Below are 21,620 nucleotides of genomic sequence, written 5' to 3'. Positions count from 1 at the left end.
GTTATGAAAACAGTAGGATCCGACAGGTCAAAAATGACCTCTCTTGATGATATCATACAAGCTCACGCTTGAAAATTCAACAGATTTTTTACATTTTCATGAAAAAATAGCCGGAAATTCCCAGGGTCTGTTTGTCGACCTTTATGAAAATAGACAAATCTGAAAAAAAGCGCACAAAAAAAGGGGAGCGGTTTTCCGCCCCCCTAACTGATTTTAACAGGTCGACCTATTTTGCCGGGCGGGGCCGTGAAAGGCATATCCCAACGTCCCGTGCTCCGCTTTTTTTGGCCCTTTACAGGGCGATGGAGGTGCCGGTCCTGCCTGCGATGCCGTCCTTCGCCTTTTCCAGCAAGGTGATGAGGGCGGTGCGGCCGGGCTTGGACTCGGCGAACTTCACCGCCGCCTGGACCTTGGGCAGCATGCTGCCGGGGGCGAACTGGCCCTCTGCGGCGTACTGCCGGGCCTCCTCCGGGGTCAGGCGGTCCAGCCACTGCTGATCCGGTTTGCCGAAGTTGACGGCCACCTTTTCCACAGCGGTGAGGATGATGAGGGCGTCGGCGTCCAGCTCCTCCGCCAGCAGCTCGGAGGCGAAGTCCTTATCGATGACAGCGCCCGCACCCTTCAGGTGATGAACGCCGGTCTTGTACACCGGAATGCCGCCGCCGCCGCAGGCCACCACCACCTGGCCCGCATCCAGCAGGGCGCGGATGGTGTCGATCTCGATGATGGACTTGGGCAGGGGAGAGGCCACGCACCGCCGCCAGCCCCGGCCGGCGTCCTCCATGACGGCGTTGCCCCGGCGGCGCATCTCCTCCGCTTCGGCCTCGGTCATAAAGGTGCCGATGGGCTTGGTGGGATTCTGGAAGGCGGGGTCCTTCTCGTCCACCTCCACCTGGGTGAGGATGGTGGCCACGGGCTTTGCCAGCCCCCGGTCCAGCAGCTCCTCCCGCAGGGAGTTCTGCAGGTCATAGCCGATGTAGCCCTGACTCATGGCCGTGCAGACGGACATGGGGGCCAGGGGGTGCGTGGGGTCCTCCCGGGACAGGGTCGTCATAGCGATGTTGATCATGCCCACCTGGGGGCCATTGCCGTGGGCCACCACTACCTCATGGCCCTCTTCGATCAGGTCCACGATGGCCTTGGCTGTGTGCTTCACAGCGATCATCTGCTCCGGCAGATTTTTGCCCAGCGCGTTGCCGCCCAGGGCGATGACGATACGTTTACCCATGATATTACCTCGTTCGGTCAATTAGGAATTAAGAATGAGGAGTTAGGAATGGAGGTTTTGGGAATCTTCGTTTCTCTCCAGCTCCTCTAGGGGAAATGAAGCGCCGCAGTGCGTGCAGTGAAAAAAACTGGTTTGAGGAAGGCCCGGAAAATACCGGCCCATGGGCCGCAGCCGCCCGCCGCAGAGCGGGCAGCTGTAAGCCTTTGCAGAACGGCGGGAACCGATCATACTGGCAAGGAACGCAATGGTCCCAGCGATGAGCAGCAATCGCCCCGCCAAGGGAACGGACCGCGTAAGGAGCAGGCCTGCAGCCAGTGCGGCGAGAGCCGCTACAGTCACAAGATTCCAGCGTTTCTGATTCATGGCGCCGTTCCCCTTTATAGATCAAAACAGCTTCCGTTTGCCGGCAGCGTCCATGGCCATCAGTGTGGCCGCGGGGTCCTTCACCTTGCTCATCATGATCATGGCGGCGATGATGTAGGGCTTGAAGCTGGCCTGCTTGTACAGAGGCACCAGATAGCGGTCGAACACGCTGTTGTCCACTTCGCCCTCAGCGCAGCTCAGTCCGGTGATGTCGGCGGGCAGGCAGTGCAGATACAGGGCCTTGCCGTCCTTGGTCCGCTTCATCATCTCCTCGGAGCAGGTCCAGTCCTTGTGCTGGGCGTTTTGGGCCAGGAGCTGCTTTTCCAAGGCGTCGATGCCCGCCTGATCGCCGGCCTGATACAGCTTGGTCCGCTGCTCCATGGCGGCGAAGGGCGCCCAGCTCTTGGGATAGACGATATCGGCGTCCTGGAAGGCCTCTTCCATGGTGGCGACCTTCTTGTAGCTTCCGCCGGTGGCCGCCGCGTTCTTCTTGGCAATTTCCTCCACCTCGGGCATCACGTCATAGCCCTCGGGATGAGCCAGCACCACGTCCATGCCGAAGCGGGTCATCAGACCAATGACGCCCTGGGGTACGGACAGGGGTTTGCCGTAGCTGGGAGAGTAGGCCCAGGTCATGGCGATCTTCTTGCCCTTCAGGTTCTCCACGCCGCCGAACTCATGGATGATGTGCAGCATGTCGGCCATGCACTGGGTTGGGTGGTCCACGTCGCACTGGAGGTTCACCAGAGTGGGCTGCTGCTCCAGGATGCCGTCCCGGTAGCCTTCCTTCACGGCGTCCATGAAGGTCTTTTGATACTTGTGGCCCTCGCCGATAAACATATCGTCCCGGATGCCGATGACGTCGGCCATGAAGGACACCATGTTGGCGGTCTCGCGGACGGTCTCGCCATGGGCGATCTGGCTTTTCTTCTCATCCAGGTCCTGGACCTCCAGGCCCAGCAGGTTGCAGGCGGAGGCGAAGGAGAACCGGGTGCGGGTGGAGTTGTCCCGGAAGATGGAGATGCCCAGGCCGGAGTCGAAGATGCGGGTCGATTTGTTCCGCTCCCGCAGGTCCCGCAGGGCGTCGGCCACGGTGAAAATGGCGTCCAGCTCCTCGTCGGTCTTGTCCCAGGTCCAGTAGAAGTCGGACTTGTACATGTTGTTGATATGCAGCTTTTCCAGGTGCTTGGCAAGTTCAATGGTCTTAGACATGTTCAATACTCCTTTTCACATTTTATATTGTTCGCGGCGGTCCCTTATTTCTTATCCTTCCTCAGCTTCACGATTGTACAAACAGCTCCTATGACGCAGAGGGTAGCCGGGATGCTATATTGAAGATTGTTTATCTCCGTTGCCCCGGCTCCGAATAAGACGACTGCCGCAATCAGATTTGATACTACTCCAAATATACACTTTATTTGATGTCGTTATCAGTGAGGCTCTGGCGGAACTCCGTCACGTCGTCGGTCTTGTTCTCAGGCTTATACAGGGGGATGGCGGCGGCGTACAGGGCGGCGCAGGTCACCAGGTCCTGCTTCCAGGTGATCTCGTTGGGAGCGTGGGCCTGGGACTCGGCGCCGGGGCCGAAGCCGACGCAGGGGATGCCGTACCGACCCTGAATGGACACGCAGTTGGTGGAGAAGGTCCACTTGTCGGTCAGGGGACGGCCATCGCGCAGGTGCATGGCGTCCTTCTTGGGGTCCGCGTCGGCATGGCCGATACGCTTGTCGCCCCACAGGGCGTGGTGGGCGTCGATGAGGGCCTGGACATGGGCGGCGCTCTCCTTGTTGATCCAGGTGGGGAAGAAGCACTCGGTCTCATACACGGTGCCGGTCCAGGCGGGACGGTCGTACATATACATGCTGACCTTCACGTCGTCGCCGTACTTCTTCACGCTGGGCAGCTGGCGGATCTCCTCCAGGCAGGAATCCCAGGTCTCACCAGCGGTCATGCGGCGGTCGATGGAGATGGCGCAGCTGTCGGCCACGGCGCAGCGGCTGGGGGAGGTGTAGAAGATCTGGGAGGTGGTGCAGGTGCCCCGGCCCAGGAACTGGGCGTCCTCGTAGTGCTCGGGGTTGAACTCCTGATTCAGCATCTTCACCAGGCCCTTGACGGTGTTGGAGGGGCCGTCGCCGTTTTCGTTCAGGGCACGGACGTCCTGGAGGATGTCGGCCATCTTGTAGATGGCGTTGTCACCCCGCTGGGGCGCGGAGCCGTGGCAGGAGACGCCCTTCACGTCCACCCGGATCTCCATGCGGCCCCGGTGGCCGCGGTAGATGCCGCCGTCGGTAGGCTCGGTGGAGATGACGAAGTCGATCTTGCTGCGGGCGTCCTCTGGGCCGTTGAAATACTTGTTGACGATGTACTGCCAGCACATGCCGTCACAGTCCTCTTCCTGGACGGAGCCGACGATCATGAGCTTGTAGCCCTCAGGGATCAGGCCCATGTCCTTCATGATCTTGGCGCCGTACACGGCGGAGGCCATGCCGCCCTCCTGGTCGGAGCCGCCGCGGCCGAAGATGATGTCGTCGGTCTCGTAGCCCTGATAGGGGTCGGCCTCCCAGTTGTTGATGTTGCCGATGCCCACAGTGTCGATATGAGAGTCGATGGCGATGATCTTCTCGCCCTCGCCCATCCAGCCGATGACGTTGCCCAGGCCGTCGATCTCCACCTTGTCAAAGCCCAGCTTCTCCATCTCGGCCTTGATGCACATGACCACTTCCTTTTCCTCGCAGCTCTCACTGGGGTGGGAGATCATCTCCCGCAGGAACCGGACCATGTCGGTCTTATAGCCTTCTGCTGCTCTCTTGATCGCTTCAAAATCCATATGTTTGCCCTCCATAAAATATAGTTTTCAGGAACGCGTGATCGATTGATTCACCCTACTTATTTTTATGATATCACGGGCACGCCATGCTGTCAAATGATTTTTTAGAAAACCAAAAAATTTTTTAGAATCCGGCGGGCAAGAGAGGCATTTTCTGGAAAACGACCGGAAAAATATTTAGATTATACAAAAATTTTTTAGAATATTTGGTAAAAAGAGAGAATGTCGTTCACAGTCTGTTCAAAGAAATTGACAGGGCGCTAAAAAATTGCTATGATTTCCCTGTCAATGGAGACTTGGACCAAGGCAGTCGCGTGAAATAGGCGGTGGTGATTGGGGCAGGTCTCCGTATGTTTTTGGTGTGTTTGAGAAAGGAGACACATAATGCAAGTTAACATGACAGTCACAGTGATCGTGGTGCTGTACCTTCTGGTGATGCTGTTCATCGGCTGGTATTCTTCCAAGAAGATCACCTCCAACACCGACTTTATGGTGGCGGGCCGCCGTTTGGGCCCCTTCCTGATGGCCGGTACCCTGGCCGCCACAGAAATCGGCGGCGGCAGCTCTCTGGGCGTGGTCCAGCAGGGCATGCAGAACCACGGCATTTCCTCCGCGTGGTACATCCTGACCATGGGCATCGCTTTTGTCATCCTGACCTTCCTGGCTCCCAAATTCCGGGCGGCTACCGTCAAGACTGTGCCTGAGTATTTCCGCCGGCGCTACGGCAAGGGCTCCGGCCTGGTCACCGCCATTATCATGCTGATTCCCCTGATCGGGCTGACAGAAGGCCAGTTTGTGGCTTCCGCTACCATTCTGTCCACCATGCTGGGCATCGGCTTCAAGCCTGCCATCCTCATTGTGACAGTGGTAGTTACGGCCTACTCCGTCATGGGCGGTCTGTGGTCCGTAACACTCACCGACTTTGTGCAGGTGTTCCTCATCATCATCGGCATGATCATTGCCGTGCCCTTCGCGCTGAACACCGCCGGCGGCTGGGAGTCTGTGGTGGCTAACGTGCCGCCTGAGACTTTTGATATGTTCAAGGGTTACAGCCCCATGGCCGTTATTTCCCTGGTCATCATGTATGTGGCCACTTTCACCGTGGGCCAGGAGGCTGTTTCCCGGTACTATGCCGCCCGTGACGGCAAGGCTGCCAAGCAGGGCTCCGTTCTGGCTGCCATCATCAACTTCGTGTTCGCGTTCATCCCCGCCATCCTGGGCATCATCACTCTGGCCCTGATCAATATGGGCGTGTTCAGCTCCGCTGAGTTCGACGCCGTGGGCGCTCGCTATGCCCTGCCCGTGCTGGCCATCCGCACCATGCCCGCCATCATCTGCGGCCTGCTGTTCGCCGGTATCATCTCCGCCACCATGTCCTCTTCCGACTCCGACCTGCTGGGCGCCGGTTCCATTTTCGCCAACGACATCTATCATGTCTACATCAAGCCGGAGGCTGACAGCAAGGAGATCATGCGGGTCACCCAGATCACCATGGTGATCGTCAGTGTCATCGCTGCCGCCGCGGCGCTGTTCAACCCCGCCAGCCTCATCGCCATCCTGACCTTCTGCTTTACCCTCCGGGCGGCCGGCACCTTCTTCCCCTATGTGCTGGGCCACTACTGGAAGGGCGGCTCCTGGCAGGGCACCATCGCCTCTGTTATCGCCGGCTCCATCGTGGTGGTTTACCTGGAGAAGATTTCCGGCGGCGTGCTGTTCGGCATGAAGCTGAGCCAGCCCATCATCCCCGGACTGATCGTGGGTCTCATCTTCTTCCTGATCTTCTCCAAGATCTTCCCGCCCAAGGAGTTCACCACTGAGTTGGCTCCTGAGGAGGACTGATTTTTCCCGCGCCATATTCTAAATGAAACGCTGTCAAGCCCGCCTGGGACCCAGTCCCAGGCGGGCTTTCGCTCCATATTTGTTAATTCGCTGGGAAATGGCAGAAAAACTAAAAGAAATTTAGGAAACCTGTTGATTATTTTGGAAAATGTGGTATGATGATATCAGAAGCAATGAGAGAATCTACAGGAGAAAGGTGGCGTGTATATCGTTGGAAGCGAATAAGCTGGAAATGCTGAAGCAGATCGCGGCGGGGATCGCGGCGCAGTTTGGCAGCAACTGTGAGGTGGTCATCCACGACCTCTGCGGCAAAACGATGGACAATTCCATCGTCTACATCGAAAATGGACACGTGACGGGCCGGAAAGTGGGAGACGGTGCTTCTAACGTGGCGGTGGAGCAGTTCGTGCAGCAGGATGCCCATTTGGACATCCCGGTGGAGGACCACCTGGGCTACCTGACGAAAAGCCCCAACGGCAAGGTGCTGAAATCCTCCACGATATATATCCGCAACAACCGGGGCAAGGTCATCGCCTTGTTGGCCATCAACTATGACATCTCGGCCCTGGCTATGCTGGACGGGGCGGTGAAGGACCTGATCTCTCCCCGGGACACGACCCAGACGGAGCCGGAGAAGATCGTCAACGTCAACGACCTGCTGGAGGACCTGATCCAACAGTCGGTGGCCCTGGTGGGAAAGCCGGTGGCGCTGATGAACAAAGATGACAAGGTGCGGGCCATCCAGTTCCTGAACCAGAACGGGGCCTTTCTGGTCACCAAGTCCGGCGATAAGATCGCCAAGTATTTCGGGATATCCAAGTACACTCTGTATTCTTATATCGACAACAAACAACAGGAGGGTAAAACGTCATGATCGATTTGAGCATCAACAAGCAGGGCCTGGCCCACAACATCAAGAAGGCCAGAGAAAACAACATCATCATCCCCACCATCGCCCAGATGCAGCACCCCGAGACCATTCCCGAGAAGGTCCAGGTGAAGCTGAAGGACGTGGGCCTGTGGGATGTGAATCCCCTGAACCTGTTCCGCATCACCTGGAAGAACGAGGCCAAGGAGAGCGGCGGCCTGTTCCAGGCGGTGCCCAATTACATCGAGCTGCCGCCGGAGCTGACCGGCGTGCCCTGCCGCATCGTGGCCATGGTGGGCAAGTGGTTCCCCACCGGCTGCCACAAGGTGGGCGCGTCCTTCGGGTGCCTGGCGCCCCGGCTGGTCACCGGCCAGTTCGATGTGGACGTGCATAAGGCTGTTTGGCCGTCCACCGGCAACTACTGCCGCGGCGGCGCGTTCAACTCCCGGCTGCTGGGCGCTCAGGGCGTTGCTATCCTGCCCGCTGAGATGAGCCAGGAGCGCTTCGACTGGCTCCACGAGATCGGCGCCGAGGTCATTGCGACCCCCGGCTGCGAGTCCAACGTGAAGGAGATCTTCGACAAGACCAACGAGCTGAAGCTGGACCCCCAGTACATGATCTTCAACCAGTTTGAGGAGATGGGCAATCCCCTGTGGCACTACAACGTCACCGGCAACGCCCTGGCGGATGTGTTCGAGGCCGTCAAGCGTCCTGGCGATAAGTTCGCCGGCGCGGCGTTCACCTCCGGCTCCGCCGGCACCATGTCCACCGGCGATAGGCTGAAGGAGCTGTATCCCCACCTGAAGCTGGCGGTGGGCGAGGCCCTCCAGTGCCCCACCATCCTGAACAACGGCTTCGGCGGCCACCGCATCGAGGGCATCGGCGACAAGCACATCCCCTGGATCCACAACGTGAAGAACACCGACATGGCCATCGCCATCGACGACGAGGACAGCCAGCGGCTGCTGCGCCTGTTCAACACCCCCGAGGGCCAGGACTACCTGCTGAACACCCTGAAGCTGGACCCCGAGCTGGTGGAGAAGCTGACCTGGCTGGGCATCTCCGGCATCGCCAACGTGCTGTGCTGCATCAAGATGGCCAAGTATTACGAGTTTACCGAGCACGACGTGGTGGGCACCGTCCTCACCGACTCCGCCGTGATGTACGGCAGCCGCGTCACCGAGCTGAACGAGCTCCACGGCGCCTACAACGTCCATGAGGCTGCCCTGGACCACAATCTGCACATGCTGGGTCTCAAGACCGACAACCTGATGGAGCTGACCTACGCTGACCGCAAGCGGGTCCACAACCTGAAGTACTACACCTGGGTCGAGCAGCAGGGCAAGGACATGCACGACCTGAACGCCTTGTGGTACGACGTGGAAGGCACCTGGGACACCGTCCACGCTCAGGCCAAGGATCTGGATGAGCTGATCAACGCCTTCAACGAGGAGAGCGGCGTGCTGAAAGCGCTGTAAAAATTCACCTACCTGAAAAACGCCTCAGGGGCGGGGCTGCCGGCCCCGCCCCTGTTGTTAAATTGATGCGGCTCTTTTTTCCAGTGTCTCGGTGCGGGACACATCCTCCTTCCCTCCGATATAAGCGGTTTCCGCCGCCTGCTGTCCCTGGATCAGCAGCGCCTTCGCCGTGCCGAAATTGTGCTGCTCCATGGCGGTGATGGCGTCTGTCACGGCGTTGAACAGGATCGTGTAGTACCTGGGGAGATTTTCCATTTTTATCACCTCGTTCGAAGTATACCACAGCTGAGCTACAAATGCAATTCAAATGCAGCTCATTTTGCAGTTCACCAATGAAACGTATATTGCAATACACTTGTCATATACTTGTATGACGAGGTGCGGTATGGCTAAATTTAAAATCCCCAAAATTCCATCGACCACCAGCAAAAGCATTCGTTTTCCAAACGATGTAATTGAGCAGGTCGAGGAGGCGATCCGAGGTCAAGAGTGTACTTTTACTGCCTTTGTGGTTGAAGCAGTCCGTGTGGCTTTGGAGAATTTGAAAGAGGATGGAGAGCAGGATAAATCTGAATAAGGAGAATCCTCTATGAAAAACGTCTTATATGGCAAATGCGTCAAGTGCGGCCGGACCTACGAGGCTACGCCGGACCTGACTACCTGTGAATGCGGCGGCATTCTGGACATCACCTATGACTACGACTACATCAGGTCCCAGCTCACCAAGGAAAAGCTGGCGGCCCGGGCGGAGCGGACCATGTGGCGTTACCGGGAGCTGCTGCCCATTGAAGAGGCGACCCAGCCTACGCCCCTGCGGGTCGGCTGGTCCCCGCTGTATGAAGAGCCCCGCCTGGCGGAGCAGCTGGGCCTGAAAAAGCTGTGGGTGAAGGACGACGGCCAGAATCCCACCGCCTCCCTGAAGGACCGCGCCTCCGCCATGGCGGTGGCCAAGGCCCGGGAGGCCGGGGCCAAGGTGATCGCCTGTTCCTCCACCGGCAACGCGGCCTCGTCCCTGGCGGGCAACGCCGCGGCGGCGGGCCTGAAAACGTACATCTTCGTCCCCTCCCGCGCCCCCAAGGGCAAGGTGGCCCAGCTGATGACCTTTGGGGCCACCGTGGTCTCCGTTCAGGGCAGTTATGAGGACACCTTCGAGCTGAGCAAGGCTGCCATCGACAAGTGGGGCTGGTACAACCGCAACGCCGCCATCAATCCCTATCTGTCCGAGGGCAAAAAGACCGTGGCTCTGGAGATCATGGAGCAGCTGGACTGGCAGGTGCCGGACTACATCGCCATTTCCGTGGGTGACGGCTGCACCATCGCGGGCCTCTGGAAGGGCCTGAAGGACCTGTACGCCATCGGGTTCATCGACCGTCTGCCCCGTCTGATCTCCGCCCAGGCGGCGGGCTGCTGCCCCCTGAATCGCGCCATCGAGACCGGCGAGCCCTGGCACCCCATGGAGGAGAACACCCTGGCGGACTCCATCGCCGTGGGCGTGCCCCGGAACGCCGACAAGGCCCTGATGGCCATCCGGGAGAGCCATGGCCTCACGGTCAACGTCACCGATGAGGAGATCATGGCCGCCCAGAAGCTGCTGGGCCGCACCTGCGGCGTGTTCGGCGAGCCGGCGGGCGTCACCGGCGCGGCGGGCGTGAAAAAGCTGTGCGAACAGGGGATCATCGGAAAGGACGACGCCGTGGTCAGCGTGGTCACCGGCAACGGCCTGAAGGATGTGGCCAACGCCATCAAGTCCTGCGGCGAGCCCATCACCATCCCCGCCGGCATGGACCTGCTGCTGCGGGCCTTTGCGGAGCGGGGCATCCAGCCGGAATAAAGAACAGAGCGGGGGGCGGCGGCCCCCCGCTTTCCACATGTGCGCAGGAATGAAACGATGTAAAAAATATATAAAATATTACGATTAAATTTGTTAAAAATGACAATGTGATTTTGAAGTAAAAATTTGGATTTGTAACTGATTTTGTAACCAGGGTGTGCTATAATAGCCCCATGAAACGACGGCGGGAGCGCCGGCGGCCATGCCAAAACGGGCTGCCCGTTTTCTGTCTTGCGCCAGCAAGACAGAAGGTCCTTTTCATTCCCGCGCGGGGGAGTCCGCGGAATATTCGAAAAAAGCAAACCGGCTGAAAGGCCGGGACGCAAAGCCAGGGGGCTAAAGCGGGGAGCGCGCCCGCCACGCCGGCCCAGCCGCCGCATATTCGGATTTCAAAATTCTTGGAATAAGGGAGAAGAACATGATGGCAAAGAAGCGACTGCAAAAACTATTCGCTGTGTTTCTGGCGGTATGCATGCTGACCGGCATCCTGCCCACGGCGGCCCTGGCGGCGAGCGATGTTGTCCAATATGGCGACAAAGACGCCGCTCAGGAAGCGACAGGCGTGACCGCGGACAAGACGGTCAGGGACAATGGAGATGGTACATATACCATCACGCTGTCGGTAAAGGGGACCAGTTCCCAGAGCACCACCACCACCGACCTGCCCGCCGACGTGGTGCTGGTGATCGACAGCTCCGGTAGTATGGCTGACAGAGTTGATTATGATAGGACAACGTGCGGCAAAAAGCTTGAAGAAAAACTAAGTATGGTTTAGGAGGATCATATACTTATTATCAGTGCCCAGTGCATTGGTGGCTTGAATTTAGCGCTCCAGGCTTTTGCAATGAAGACGTGTACACTATTTATGACCGCATGTATTACGCCAAGGAAGCGGCAAAGCAGTTCGTGGGTGGTATGCTGACAGAGGGAAGCGAGATCAACGTCGGCTTGACGGACTTCTCCGGCAAGAGCCATTTTTCAGTTGCGCTGACCCAAGACGCGGCTGAGTTAAATAGTAAAATTGATTCCCAGGACCTGAACGCAAAGCATGGAGACGGCACGAACTATACCGCTGGTCTGAAAGCGGCAAAGGCCATTTTGGACAGAGGCGAGAATAAAAATAAGTTCATCGTGTTCCTGTCCGACGGAGAACCTGAGAGAGGGAGTGGTATCTATGGCCCAATAGATGGTAAATTAGAAGCGGATGCTTTGAAGAACTCCGGCGTTACCATCATGACCGTTGGCATTGATGTTGATAGTGGCACTGAGGATTCGCTGATAGCCATTTCCTCTGTGGACAAGGACGACAACCCTCTCTATACCGCTGCCGCCTCTGACGCGCTGGACACCATCCTCGATCAACTGCGTCAGACCATTCAGGAGACCATCAACGCCGGTGAAAACGCGGTGATGACCGACGTGGTCAATACCGATTATTTTGAAGTGGAAGACGCTGGTGGCTTGACGACTGACGTAGACGGCGCTCTGGTCTGGGACATCGGCACCATCGGCGCGGAGGAGCAGACGGTCTCCTTCACGATCCGGCTGAAAGAGGACGTTGACCCGTCCGGCGTCATCAAGACCAATACCGGCGTTTCTTTGGAATTTGAAAGCACAAAGACCGGCGGCCCGGTGGAGTTCACCACCGACGCCATCGGCTCCCCTGAGATCGACTTTGGCGAAAAGTATACGGTTACATACAATTTGAATGGCGGAACTCCTGATCCCAATGGAAATTATGACCCTGTTACCGTAAGGGAAAATGAGACCATCACCATCGCCTCCGCTCCGACCAAAGAAGGTTATGTATTTACCAACTGGCAGGATGAAAACGGGACTTCCTATCAGGCGGGCACGGAGCTTAGCGTGGCTGAAGACATGACGCTGACCGCTGTTTATGAGTTGGCCGCGACTCCGTTTGAACCCGATCATGTTCTCTACATTGTCGAGCATTACAAGGAGACTTTGGACGGAACATATCCCGAAACTGCGGATGAAACAGAGCGTCTGCCCGGCGAGATCGGAGACGAAGTAACGGCCACGGCAAAGTCCTATACGGGCTTCAGCCTGGATGCGGAGAACTCCATAATGACCGGCACGCTGAAGAAAATTGAAAGCGCCGAGGATATCGTAACTCTGAAGCTGTACTATGCCCGCAATTTTTATACAGTGACCTATCAGGTCACTGGGAACGCGCCTGCGGACAGTAAGGTTCCTGAAACAGCCTCTTACATGTACGGCGCACCTGTGGAAATTGCCGCGCCTCTGACCACGGAAGAGGCCACAGATGGGACCTATGATGGAAAGTGGACCTTCATTGGCTGGGATCATACAGAAAACTTTGAGATGCCTGCGGAAGATGTGATGATCACCGGCGCCTGGACGTTTGTAGCTGAGGGCCAGCAGATCGAACCCAAGGTAGCCGCTTACAAGGTGGAGCATTATCTGGAAAATGAGGGTGGGGAAGGGTATACCCTACAAGAAGAAGATACGGACTTCCCCCTGTACGGTGAGATCGGCAAGACGGTCACGGCCAATCCTAAAGAATATAGTGGCTATGCGCTGAATACCGAGACTTCCATCCAGTCCGGCGAAGTTGTCATGCCGACGTTGGAGGGCGAACAAGTCAAGATCCTGACACTGAAGCTGTATTACGATATCGACGTGGTCGGCGGCGATGATGGCGGCGATGGCACACCTGACAAGTACCAGAAGAAGGTCACCTTCGAAGTGGTCAACGGCACCTGGGCTGACGGAACGACTGATCCCAAGGTCGAATATCTGACGCTGGAAACGGAAGGAAAGTGGGCAGAGAACGGCAGTGCCGCGCTGACCGCGCCTACCGATATGATAGCTGGCGAGGGCTTCAAAAACGGCGCTTGGGATACAACGCCTCCCGAAACCGTCAGCGGCACAGAGGATGTGACTTATACCTATACTTTCATCCCAGGCACGACCCCGATCATTCCTGGCGAAACGGTTCTGTACATCGTCGAACATTACAAGGCAGATGCCGATGGAACGTATCCCGAGACCGCAACGGACACGGAGCGTTTGCCCGGCAAGATCGGAGACACTGTAACGGCTGAAGCAAAGACCTACGAGGGCTACTGCCTGAATGAGCAGGTCTCCACCATGAGCGGAACTCTGAAGAAAATTGAAAGCGCTGATGATATCGTAACGCTGCGGCTGTATTACGATATCGACGTGGTCGGCGGCGATGATGGCGGCGATGGCACACCTGACAAGTACCAGAAGAAGGTCACCTTCGAAGTGGTCAACGGCACCTGGGCTGACGGAACGACTGATCCCAAGGTCGAATATCTGACGCTGGAAACGGAAGGAAAGTGGGCAGAGAACGGCAGTGCCGCGCTGACCGCGCCTACCGATATGATAGCTGGCGAGGGCTTCAAAAACGGCGCTTGGGATACAACGCCTCCCGAAACCGTCAGCGGCACAGAGGATGTGACTTATACCTATACTTTCATCCCAGGCACGACCCCGATCATTCCTGGCGAAACGGTTCTGTACATCGTCGAACATTACAAGGCAGATGCCGATGGAACGTATCCCGAGACCGCAACGGACACGGAGCGTTTGCCCGGCAAGATCGGAGACACTGTAACGGCTGAAGCAAAGACCTACGAGGGCTACTGCCTGAATGAGCAGGTCTCCACCATGAGCGGAACTCTGAAGAAAATTGAAAGCGCTGATGATATCGTAACGCTGCGGCTGTATTACGATACCGACAAGGTCGGCGGCACTGAACCCGGACAGGGCGACGAGATCCCCGACAAGTATCAGGTCAAGGTGACCTACAAGACCAACAACAACTACGGTACGGTCAACAAGACCTCCGAGGTCTTTACGCTGAAGGACGATCAGGGCGAGTATGTTGCGAGTGGCAGTATCACGGTTTCTGCGACTGCCAGCCGTAATACGTCCATCTCCCGTACCTATTTCAGCAACTGGACCATCACAGGCGTGCCCGGCAGCACCAGCGGTGCGACTCTCAATAAGGCGATCACCGTTGAGGGCGGCAAGGACTACACTGTGACCGCCAACTTTGGCCGCAGCAGCTATGACCCGGGCGACGATGATGACGATGACGACGATCCTCCCCGCCGTGACGATGATGACGATACCACCATCCTGGACGAGGAGGTGCCTCTGGCGGGCGACCTGAACCTGAACAAGGAGGATCACTTCGCCTACATCAAGGGCTATGCCGACGGCACCGTGCGTCCCAACAACTATATCACCCGCGCCCAGGTGGCCACCATCTTCTACCGCCTGATGACCGAGGAGACCCGCGCCATCTACTTCGCGGACCTGAATAATTACAGCGACGTCTCCGCCGATTACTGGGCCAACAAGGCGATCTCCACGCTGAGCAACGCCGGCGTGATCACCGGCTTCCAGGACGGCACCTTCCGTCCCAACGCCTACATCTCCCGCGCCCAGTTCGCGGCTATCGCGGCCCGCTTCTCCGTGGTGCAGGAGGGACTGCCCAACCTGTTCACCGATGTACCGGAGGACTACTGGGCCAAGGATGAGATCGCCTATGCCTCTTACCTGGGCTGGATTGACGGCTATGCCGACGGCACTTTCCGTCCCAAGAACAACATCACCCGCGCCGCGGCCATGAAGCTCATCAACAATGTGCTGGAGCGCCGCGTGGATGAGGAAGGCCTGCTGGCGAACGCGACCCAGTGGAGCGACAATAACCCCAGCGACTGGCACTACTTCGTGGTGCTGGAAGCCACCAACTCCCACGACTATGACCGCCGCGTGAAGGACGAACTGATGGAAAATTGGACCGCTCTGAACGCCGATCCCGTGTGGGACGAATAAGACCAAAAGCCCCGGGCATCCGCCCGGGGCTTTTTCCGGCCCAAAGCGTTCCCGCTGGGGACGTTTTTTCTGCCCAAAAGGGGCTTCCTTTTTTGCGGAGAATCTGCTATATTAAAAAAGAATTCTATGGAAAAATGGGCGTGGCCCATTTTTGACTGGAGCGAAGCATGAAAAACGCATTGACACATGAACAGATCGCGGATATCTGCCTGGAGCTGTCGCTGCTGCTCCACGCCGGTGTGGGCGTGGGCGACGGTCTGGCTCTGCTGGCGGAGGAGACCCAGGTGGACCGGGCGCTGCTGGAGGACCTGGCCCGCCAGGTGGACGACGGCTGCCCGCTGGCGGAGGCCATCCGGAAGTCCGAGCAGTTCCCGGAGTACGCGGCGGGACTCATTGAGGTGGGTGAGCGGGCCGGACGGCTGGAAGAGGCCCTGGCGGCGCTGGCCCGGTACTACGAGGACCGGGCGCGGCTGGACCGGCGCATCCGCAGCGCACTGCTGTATCCGGCGGTGCTGCTGCTGTTGATGCTGGTGGTGATCGTGGTGCTGCTGAGCCAGGTGCTGCCGGTGTTCAACGAGGTGTACGCCTCCCTGGGCGGGCAGCTGACCGGCGTGGCCGGGGGCCTGCTGGCCTTGGGCCGGGGGCTGGACGCCGCCATGCCGGTGCTGTGCGTCCTGCTGGTCCTGGCGGTGGCTTTTCTGGCGGCCTTTGCCGCTGGCGGGCGCTTCCGGGAGGCGATACTGTCCTGGTGGCGGAAGGGCCGGGGGGACAAAGGCGTGTCCCGCCAGCTGAACACCGCCCGGTTTGCCCAGGCGCTGGCCATGGGCCTGCAAAGCGGTCTGCCGCTGGAGGAGGCGCTGGCCTTGTCTGGCAAGCTGCAGGGAGATGTGCCGGCCGCTCAGGCTCGGTGCAGAGCCTGTCTGGACTTGCTGGAGCAGGGCGGAGAGCTGGCCGGGTCCATGCGGGATACCGGCGTGCTGCCGGCGGCGGAATGCCGTCTGCTGGCCCTGGGCCAGCGCAGCGGCACCGTGGACGCGGTGATGGAGGAGGTCTCCCGCCGTCTGACAGAGGCCAGTGAGACTGCTTTGGAGGAGAAGGTGAGCCGGGTAGAGCCGACGCTGGTGCTGGTGACCTCGCTGCTGGTGGGCGCCATTTTGCTGGCGGTGATGCTGCCCCTGATGAATATCATGACGGCGATCGGGTGAGACGATGAAACGGACGAGACGTTGGCCCGCCCTGTTGCGGGGCGGAATGTTGCTGGCGCTGGCCGCGGCGGTGCTGCTGTGCTTCTCCACATCTCTGGAGCGGCTGCGGACCGGCCGGGACCAGGAGGGAAAGCGGCAGCTGGAGGACTCCCTGCGCCGGGCTGCCGTGGCCTGCTACGCGGTGGAGGGGATCTATCCCATGGACGTGGCCTATTTGGAGGAGCACTATGGTGTGCAGGTGGACGAGGAGCGGTACACGGTGTACTATGAGATTTTCGCGGAGAATCTGATGCCGGATATCACGGTGCTGGAAAATGAGACATGATGAGGAATAAACCGATCAAACATCATACAGACGGCCTGCTGGTGCTGCTGCTGTTCGGCATTTTCGCAGCCTGCGTGCTGTTGGTGCTGCTGTTGGGGGCGGACGCCTACCGGAGCCTGACGGAGCGGGACCGGAGCGCCTATGACCGCCGCACCGCCGCCCAGTATATCGCCACGAAGGTCCGCCAAGGAGACGCGGCGGGCAGTGTGGAGGTGTCCGGCTTCGATGGGCAGGCGGGCGGCGAGGTCCTGCTCCTGCGGGAGGCCATTGACGGCACGGAGTACATCACCCGGGTCTATTACCACGACGGTTACATCCGGGAGCTGTTCAGCGACGCCGGCGCGGCGCTGTCCCCGGAGGATGGGGAGAAGATCCTGGAGGTCGGGGGATTGACCTTCGGTTGGACCGTCAGTGGCGCGCTGGAGGCGGAGATCACCTATGCCCAGGGCGAGGCAGACCGGATCGTCCTGGCGCTCCGCAGCGGAGAGGAGGGGGCGGCATGAAGAGCAAGGCGCCCCTGGCGCTGATGGAGCAGCTGATGATGGTGCTGGTGTTCGCCCTTGCGGCGGCGCTGTGCGTGCAGGTGTTCGTGCTGTCGGACCGGGCGTCCCGCCGGTACGAGGCGCGGGACCAGGCGGTCCTGGCGGCCCAGAATGCGGCGGAAACGCTGAAAAGCGGCCGGGGCGACATGGGCCGGCGGCTGTCCGACGCAGCGGACCGGCTGGGCGGAGACTGCGCCCAGGGACTGCTGTGGGTCGATTATGACGAAAACTGGCAGCCTGGCGGCGGCACGTACCGCCTGACGGCCCAGGGGACAGACTCCGGCGTATCCGGTCTGGCCATGGCCCATGTGGCGGTGGAGTGGGACGGCGGAGAGCTGTTTTCCCTGGACGTGGCATGGCAGGAGGTGGACGGCGATGCGTGAAAAGGAGCGGTTTTCCCCGCCGGCGGTGGGCGGAAGCTCTCTGTTGGTGATTTTCGCCGTGCTGTGCCTGACGGTGTTTGCCTTGCTGAGCCTGTCCACTGTTCGGGCGGACGGGCGGCTGTCCGACGCCTCCGCCGAAGCGGTGGCAAATTATTACGCGGCGGACTATCAGGCGGAAGAGATCCTGGCCCGACTGCGGGCGGGGGAGCTTCCGGGCGGCGTCACTGTTGACGGCGATACGTATGCCTACACCTGCCCCATCTCCGACACCCAGGCCCTGGAGGTAGAGGTGCGGCTGGAGGGAACGGCCTGGACCGTGCTGCGGTGGCAGGCGGTGTCTGTTACCGACTGGCAGGCGGACGACAGCTTACAGCTGTGGGACGGCTTTATGTTTTAACGAAAAGGAGTGTCTGCCATGGCAGAACTGTTGGAATATTTGAAACGGGCGGTGGAGGACCGGGCTTCGGATCTGTTCATCGTGGCCGGCGGCCCCGTCTGTGAAAAAACGGAGGGGCGCATCCGCCCCGTCAGCGATGAGCGGGTCTTTCCCCAGGAGACGGAGCGGCTGATCGCGGAGCTGTATACCATGGCCGCGCGGCCCATGGACCACTATCGGGAGGCGGGAGACGACGACTTCTCCTTCGCCCTGCCGGGCCTGGCCCGATTCCGGGTCAACGCCTACCGCCAGCACGGCTCTCTGGCGGCGGTGGTTCGGGTGGTGGCCTTCGATATCCCGGACTGGCAGTCTCTCCATATCCCCCCGGCGGTGATGGACCTGGCGGACACGGGCCACGGCATGGTGCTGGTCACCGGCACAGCGGGCAGCGGAAAATCCACCACGCAGGCATGCATCATCGACCGTATCAACCGGACGCGGGAGGCCCATATCATCACACTGGAGGACCCTATCGAGTATCTTCACCGGGACCAGAAGAGCATCGTCAGCCAGCGTGAGATCGCCATCGATACGGAGAACTACCTCTCCGCCCTGCGGGCCTGCCTGCGGCAGGCACCGGACGTGATATTGCTGGGAGAGATGCGGGATCAGGAGACCATCCGCACCGCCATGACGGCGGCGGAGACCGGCCACCTGCTCATCGCGACCCTCCACACCAAGGGAGCGGTGAACACCGTGGACCGAATCGTGGATTCCTTTCCCAGCACCCAGCAGGCCCAGATCCGGGTCCAGCTGAGTATGGTGCTGCGGACGGTGGTGTCCCAGCAGCTGCTGCCGGACAAGGACGGCGGCCTGGTGCCCGCCTATGAGATCATGCACATGAATACCGCCATCCGCAGCATGATCCGGGACAGCAAGAGCCACCAGATCGACAACGCCATTGCCTCCGGCAGCGCGGAGGGGATGCTGGCCATGGATCAGTCCATCCTGGCGCTGTACCGGGCAGGGCAGATCACCATGGAGACGGCGCTGGACTACGCGGACAATCCCGAGCAGCTGCGCCGCCGCCTGGCCTGACGGCCAGTAACGGAAGAGGCGCAGTTGAAAAGGAGCGTCTTCTCAACTGCGCCGGTCATAAAAAAGCCCGGCGGGAGAGATCTCCCGCCGGATTTGTGTTCCGCGCCTATACGATCTTTTGCAATGGGGAGACTGCGCCCTTTTCCTCCGCGAAGTATCGGATGATGTCCTTGCGGGTCACGATGCCGATGAAGCTGCCGCTGTCATCCACCACAGGGATGAAATTCTGGTTCATGGCGCTTTGCAGCAGCTCCTCCATGGTAACAGTGATGCGAACGGAGGGATAGTTGTTGCAGGTCTGCAGGATATCCCGCACCTGAAGGTGTTCCAGCTCCTTCATGGAGCAGGATTGCTCCGACAGGATGCGCCAGAGAAAATCCCCCTCGCTGACAGTGCCCAGATATTGGCCGGTGCGGGTTATGACGGGAATGGCTGTGTAGCCGTGATGCCGCATCTTTTCCAGCCCCTGGCGAAAAGTGCAGTCATCATACAGATAAGCGACACGGTTCTTGGGGAGCAGAAAATAAGCTATGTTCACTGGATCTGCCTCATTTCTTCAAGGCGGGCTGACCGCCTGTGATGGGGTCGGTGCTCTTTATCTATAATATACAATATCTTCCGGCAGTAATGATGAATAATTTATGAAATTTGTATTAAATAGCTCTTTACTTTTTCAGGGAAAGCTGGTACGATAAGACTGTGATATATGCAACAGAAAGAAGGGGGCTATTTTGCTGAAACAGGAGGAATTTGAAAAAAGCCCGTTATTTCAGGATATCAGTTATGAGGAGTACGTCCGGATGCTCAGCTGCTTTCAGGCGGTGCGGCGCAGCTTCCGGTCTGACGAGCTGATCTGTGACCTGGCGTCTCCCCAGGCAGATGTGGTGGGCGTTCTGGAGCGGGGGAGCGCAGCGCTGATCCGCATTGACGAGGAGGGCGTAGCCACCGTGCTGGAGGAGCTGGGGCCTGGCGGCGTGTTCGGCCGCTCCCTGGCCTTCGCCGGCAGCGGGAGCGACAGCCTGGAGGTGGTGTGCCGCTCTCCCTGCGAGGTGCTGTTCATCGACTATCCCCACATCCTGAAGCGGTGCGAAAAGGCCTGCACCCATCACAGCATGCTGGTGCAGAACATGCTGCGGCTGATCTCGGAAAAGGCCCAGGCCCTCAGCCGGCGGGTCGATGTGCTGTCCCGCCGCTCCATCCGGGAAAAGCTGCTGTGCTATTTCCGCCAGATGTCGGAGCAGGAGGGGAGCGACAGCTTTACTCTGCCCTTTTCCCTCAGCACCCTGGCGGACTACATCGCCACGGACCGCAGCGCCATGATGCGGGAGCTGAAGCGCCTGCGGGAGGAGGGGCTGATCCGATCCAACGGGCGGCAGATAACCCTGTTGAGGTGAGTCTTCCCACGAAAGCCACAAAGGAAACACAAAAAATTTGGGGCTTTGACTATGGAAAGGAATTGACTGTCCAACGTGAATCTGTTAAAATGTAAACAATGTGTCTGATCGCAGGAACACCCCGCGTAACTCCGAAAATTTCTACATGAGGGAAAGAAGGAAAACTATGTATCGTATCGTGAGAAAAGAAGCCCTCCGCCCCACTGTGACCCTGTATGAGATTGAAGCGCCGCTGGTGGCCAAAAAGGCCCAGCCAGGCCAGTTCATCATCCTGCGGGTTGACGAAATGGGCGAGCGGATCCCCATCACCATCAACAGCTACGACCCTGAGAAGGGTACCGTGACCATCATCGTCCAGACCGTGGGCGCCACCACGGAGAAGCTGGCCCACCTGAAGCAGGGCGACTGCCTCCAGGATTTCGTCGGCCCCTTGGGCAAGCCCACCGAGACCGAGGGCAAGAAGAAGGTGGCCGTGGTAGGCGGCGGCGTGGGCTGCGCCATCGCCTATCCCGTGCTGAAGAAGTTCCATGACGACGGCGCCGAGGTCCACGCCATCGTGGGCTTCCGCACCGAGGACCTGGTCATCCTAGAGGACGACTTCAAGAAGTCCTCTGATCTGCTGGTGGTCTGCACCGACGACGGTTCCTATGGCCGCAAGGGCCTGGTGACCGACGCGCTGAAGGAGCTGATCGACGCCGGCAACCAGTATGACGAGGTGTTCGCCATCGGTCCCATGATCATGATGAAGTTCGTCTCCAAGACCACCGAGCCTTACGGCATCCCCACCACCGTCTCCATGAGCCCCATCATGATCGACGGCACCGGCATGTGCGGCGGCTGCCGCCTCAGCGTGGGCGGCGAGATGAAGTTCGCCTGCGTGGACGGCCCCGACTTCGACGGCCACAAGGTGGACTGGGATCTGGCGGTGAAGCGCAACCAGATGTACCGGGACTTTGAGATGCACAAGCACGAGGAGACCTGCAACCTGTTCAAGAAGGAGGCTGAATAA

The 21,620-nt window shown here is 59.2% G+C and carries 20 protein-coding genes and 1 riboswitch; of the genes, 15 read left to right on the top strand and 5 right to left on the bottom strand.

Annotated features, from left to right (window positions below):
- Positions 1-292: 292 nt before the first annotated feature.
- The 3 genes from arcC to Q0Z69_RS05220 form a co-directional block, all read right to left on the bottom strand.
- On the bottom strand, positions 293-1,228 hold the full coding sequence (gene arcC, locus Q0Z69_RS05230; protein WP_298030410.1) for a carbamate kinase: 936 nt from the start codon (positions 1,226-1,228) through the stop codon (positions 293-295).
- A 384-nt stretch (positions 1,229-1,612) separates the two neighbouring features.
- Positions 1,613-2,803 carry a knotted carbamoyltransferase YgeW gene (ygeW, locus tag Q0Z69_RS05225; protein ID WP_298030407.1) on the bottom strand — a complete coding sequence of 397 codons (1,191 nt, stop codon included), beginning with the start codon at positions 2,801-2,803 and terminating at the stop codon, positions 1,613-1,615.
- Positions 2,804-3,005: 202 nt separating this feature from the next.
- Positions 3,006-4,418 (bottom strand): YgeY family selenium metabolism-linked hydrolase, encoded by a 1,413-nt coding sequence (locus tag Q0Z69_RS05220; protein ID WP_298030404.1) that lies wholly within the window; start codon positions 4,416-4,418, stop codon positions 3,006-3,008.
- A gap of 384 nt (positions 4,419-4,802) precedes the next feature.
- Here Q0Z69_RS05220 and Q0Z69_RS05215 point away from each other — a divergent pair, with 384 nt between their 5' ends.
- From Q0Z69_RS05215 to Q0Z69_RS05205, 3 genes are all read left to right on the top strand, one after another.
- On the top strand, positions 4,803-6,257 hold the full coding sequence (locus Q0Z69_RS05215) for a sodium:solute symporter (protein ID WP_298030401.1): 1,455 nt from the start codon (positions 4,803-4,805) through the stop codon (positions 6,255-6,257).
- 211 nt (positions 6,258-6,468) lie between these two features.
- Positions 6,469-7,131 carry a transcriptional regulator gene (locus Q0Z69_RS05210; protein ID WP_367272237.1) on the top strand — a complete coding sequence of 221 codons (663 nt, stop codon included), beginning with the start codon at positions 6,469-6,471 and terminating at the stop codon, positions 7,129-7,131.
- Positions 7,128-8,603 carry a pyridoxal-phosphate dependent enzyme gene (locus tag Q0Z69_RS05205; RefSeq protein WP_298030398.1) on the top strand — a complete coding sequence of 492 codons (1,476 nt, stop codon included), beginning with the start codon at positions 7,128-7,130 and terminating at the stop codon, positions 8,601-8,603. The genes Q0Z69_RS05210 and Q0Z69_RS05205 overlap by 4 nt, the downstream gene beginning before the upstream one ends.
- Positions 8,604-8,660: 57 nt before the next feature.
- Here Q0Z69_RS05205 and Q0Z69_RS05200 read toward each other — a convergent pair whose 3' ends face one another.
- A complete protein-coding gene (locus Q0Z69_RS05200; RefSeq protein WP_298030395.1) occupies positions 8,661-8,858 on the bottom strand; it encodes a hypothetical protein in 198 nt (65 codons plus the stop codon).
- A gap of 130 nt (positions 8,859-8,988) precedes the next feature.
- Here Q0Z69_RS05200 and Q0Z69_RS05195 point away from each other — a divergent pair, with 130 nt between their 5' ends.
- The 10 genes from Q0Z69_RS05195 to Q0Z69_RS05150 all read left to right on the top strand — a co-directional run bounded on the left by Q0Z69_RS05195 (position 8,989) and on the right by Q0Z69_RS05150 (position 19,217).
- Positions 8,989-9,180 carry a YlcI/YnfO family protein gene (locus tag Q0Z69_RS05195; RefSeq protein ID WP_298030391.1) on the top strand — a complete coding sequence of 64 codons (192 nt, stop codon included), beginning with the start codon at positions 8,989-8,991 and terminating at the stop codon, positions 9,178-9,180.
- A gap of 12 nt (positions 9,181-9,192) precedes the next feature.
- Positions 9,193-10,434: a threonine synthase gene (locus Q0Z69_RS05190; protein ID WP_298030389.1), complete on the top strand. Its 1,242-nt coding sequence runs from the start codon at positions 9,193-9,195 to the stop codon at positions 10,432-10,434.
- A 287-nt stretch (positions 10,435-10,721) separates the two neighbouring features.
- A riboswitch (cyclic di-GMP riboswitch) is annotated at positions 10,722-10,813 on the top strand.
- A 42-nt stretch (positions 10,814-10,855) separates the two neighbouring features.
- The gene (locus Q0Z69_RS05185; RefSeq protein WP_298030387.1) at positions 10,856-11,209 is read left to right on the top strand and encodes a hypothetical protein; all 354 of its coding nucleotides are present in this window, start codon (positions 10,856-10,858) and stop codon (positions 11,207-11,209) included.
- A 77-nt stretch (positions 11,210-11,286) separates the two neighbouring features.
- Entirely contained in the window at positions 11,287-15,288 is a 4,002-nt protein-coding gene (locus Q0Z69_RS05180) for an S-layer homology domain-containing protein (protein ID WP_298030384.1), read from the top strand.
- Between the two features lie 167 nt (positions 15,289-15,455).
- A complete protein-coding gene (locus Q0Z69_RS05175; RefSeq protein WP_298030381.1) occupies positions 15,456-16,493 on the top strand; it encodes a type II secretion system F family protein in 1,038 nt (345 codons plus the stop codon).
- A 4-nt stretch (positions 16,494-16,497) separates the two neighbouring features.
- Complete coding sequence (locus Q0Z69_RS05170) at positions 16,498-16,818, top strand: hypothetical protein (RefSeq protein WP_298030378.1); 321 nt, start codon at positions 16,498-16,500, stop codon at positions 16,816-16,818.
- Positions 16,815-17,321, top strand: coding sequence for a DUF4860 domain-containing protein (locus Q0Z69_RS05165; RefSeq protein WP_298030374.1), 507 nt, complete (start codon positions 16,815-16,817; stop codon positions 17,319-17,321). The genes Q0Z69_RS05170 and Q0Z69_RS05165 overlap by 4 nt, the downstream gene beginning before the upstream one ends.
- Entirely contained in the window at positions 17,318-17,743 is a 426-nt protein-coding gene (locus Q0Z69_RS05160; protein WP_298030373.1) for a hypothetical protein, read from the top strand. Before Q0Z69_RS05165 ends, Q0Z69_RS05160 begins: the two co-directional genes overlap by 4 nt.
- Positions 17,736-18,140, top strand: coding sequence for a hypothetical protein (locus tag Q0Z69_RS05155; protein ID WP_298030371.1), 405 nt, complete (start codon positions 17,736-17,738; stop codon positions 18,138-18,140). The genes Q0Z69_RS05160 and Q0Z69_RS05155 overlap by 8 nt, the downstream gene beginning before the upstream one ends.
- 18 nt (positions 18,141-18,158) lie before the next feature.
- A complete protein-coding gene (locus tag Q0Z69_RS05150; RefSeq protein ID WP_298030368.1) occupies positions 18,159-19,217 on the top strand; it encodes a type IV pilus twitching motility protein PilT in 1,059 nt (352 codons plus the stop codon).
- Between the two features lie 106 nt (positions 19,218-19,323).
- Here the strand turns inward: Q0Z69_RS05150 and Q0Z69_RS05145 are convergent, their stop codons facing one another.
- Positions 19,324-19,755, bottom strand: a complete 432-nt coding sequence (locus Q0Z69_RS05145; RefSeq protein ID WP_298030367.1) for a CBS domain-containing protein — start codon at positions 19,753-19,755, stop codon at positions 19,324-19,326.
- A 193-nt stretch (positions 19,756-19,948) separates the two neighbouring features.
- Between Q0Z69_RS05145 and Q0Z69_RS05140 the strand changes: the two genes are divergently transcribed.
- Complete coding sequence (locus Q0Z69_RS05140) at positions 19,949-20,611, top strand: Crp/Fnr family transcriptional regulator (RefSeq protein WP_298030365.1); 663 nt, start codon at positions 19,949-19,951, stop codon at positions 20,609-20,611.
- Between the two features lie 166 nt (positions 20,612-20,777).
- A complete protein-coding gene (locus tag Q0Z69_RS05135) occupies positions 20,778-21,620 on the top strand; it encodes a sulfide/dihydroorotate dehydrogenase-like FAD/NAD-binding protein (protein WP_298030363.1) in 843 nt (280 codons plus the stop codon).

Source organism: uncultured Dysosmobacter sp. (genome assembly GCF_947631165.1).
Lineage (GTDB): Bacteria > Bacillota > Clostridia > Oscillospirales > Oscillospiraceae > Oscillibacter.
The sequence above is the reverse complement of the archived record's forward strand: the minus strand, read 5'-3'. Positions and strand labels throughout refer to the sequence as shown.

Excerpts from the sequence above, each read along its gene's own strand:
- Q0Z69_RS05170 (WP_298030378.1), top strand. The coding sequence starts at position 16,498 with ATGAAACGGACGAGACGTTGGCCCGCCCTGTTGCGGGGCGGAATGTTG.
- ygeW (WP_298030407.1), bottom strand. The coding sequence starts at position 2,803 with ATGTCTAAGACCATTGAACTTGCCAAGCACCTGGAAAAGCTGCATATC.
- Q0Z69_RS05185 (WP_298030387.1), top strand. The coding sequence starts at position 10,856 with ATGGCAAAGAAGCGACTGCAAAAACTATTCGCTGTGTTTCTGGCGGTA.
- Q0Z69_RS05220 (WP_298030404.1), bottom strand. The coding sequence starts at position 4,418 with ATGGATTTTGAAGCGATCAAGAGAGCAGCAGAAGGCTATAAGACCGAC.
- Q0Z69_RS05155 (WP_298030371.1), top strand. The coding sequence starts at position 17,736 with ATGCGTGAAAAGGAGCGGTTTTCCCCGCCGGCGGTGGGCGGAAGCTCT.
- Q0Z69_RS05200 (WP_298030395.1), bottom strand. The coding sequence starts at position 8,858 with ATGGAAAATCTCCCCAGGTACTACACGATCCTGTTCAACGCCGTGACA.
- Q0Z69_RS05165 (WP_298030374.1), top strand. The coding sequence starts at position 16,815 with ATGATGAGGAATAAACCGATCAAACATCATACAGACGGCCTGCTGGTG.
- Q0Z69_RS05195 (WP_298030391.1), top strand. The coding sequence starts at position 8,989 with ATGGCTAAATTTAAAATCCCCAAAATTCCATCGACCACCAGCAAAAGC.
- Q0Z69_RS05190 (WP_298030389.1), top strand. The coding sequence starts at position 9,193 with ATGAAAAACGTCTTATATGGCAAATGCGTCAAGTGCGGCCGGACCTAC.
- Q0Z69_RS05150 (WP_298030368.1), top strand. The coding sequence starts at position 18,159 with ATGGCAGAACTGTTGGAATATTTGAAACGGGCGGTGGAGGACCGGGCT.
- Q0Z69_RS05135 (WP_298030363.1), top strand. The coding sequence starts at position 20,778 with ATGTATCGTATCGTGAGAAAAGAAGCCCTCCGCCCCACTGTGACCCTG.
- Q0Z69_RS05160 (WP_298030373.1), top strand. The coding sequence starts at position 17,318 with ATGAAGAGCAAGGCGCCCCTGGCGCTGATGGAGCAGCTGATGATGGTG.
- Q0Z69_RS05175 (WP_298030381.1), top strand. The coding sequence starts at position 15,456 with ATGAAAAACGCATTGACACATGAACAGATCGCGGATATCTGCCTGGAG.
- Q0Z69_RS05215 (WP_298030401.1), top strand. The coding sequence starts at position 4,803 with ATGCAAGTTAACATGACAGTCACAGTGATCGTGGTGCTGTACCTTCTG.
- arcC (WP_298030410.1), bottom strand. The coding sequence starts at position 1,228 with ATGGGTAAACGTATCGTCATCGCCCTGGGCGGCAACGCGCTGGGCAAA.
- Q0Z69_RS05205 (WP_298030398.1), top strand. The coding sequence starts at position 7,128 with ATGATCGATTTGAGCATCAACAAGCAGGGCCTGGCCCACAACATCAAG.